Here is a 447-nt window from a genome sequence, read left to right on the forward strand (position 1 = left end):
CGACTGGCTCGGCCCGGGAGACCTGCTAGCCGTGCAGGCCCTCACCGAAATCGTCCTGCGATCCAGTCCTTCCGCCGCTACCTACAAACAACTGCTGGAAGAACTCGCCGACACCTGCGAGCGCTGGGTCGCTCCCGAACGAGCCGCCATCGCACTGGACTTCGCCGACCGCCTCGTCATGGAAGCCAGTCCCGAGCCAAACGCACGCGAAGCCTTCGCTCTCGCACTGTTGCTACCACTGAGCGTGCACCAGGAGCGCTTGGACCCAGGCGACCTAAGCATGGCGCGCCGCCTGTCCACGGAACTCGGCATTGAACTGGACTGGCAGAGCCAGCCCAGCGAAGGCGAAGCGCAAGACGCCGAAGCAGAACTCAAGGCCGCAACGGGGCGCCAACTCCTGCTGTACTCCCTCGACGAACGAGTGCTAGACCGAGCCCACGAGACGCT

General features: G+C 64.9%; 1 pseudogene. It reads left to right on the forward strand.

Annotated features, from left to right (window positions below):
* Nucleotides 1-31: 31 nt before the first annotated feature.
* Nucleotides 32-447: pseudogene (locus tag J0695_RS42745) on the forward strand (protein DpdD); the annotation flags it as partial.

The organism is Streptomyces beijiangensis (assembly GCF_017315755.1).
Taxonomy (GTDB): domain Bacteria; phylum Actinomycetota; class Actinomycetes; order Streptomycetales; family Streptomycetaceae; genus Streptomyces; species Streptomyces beijiangensis.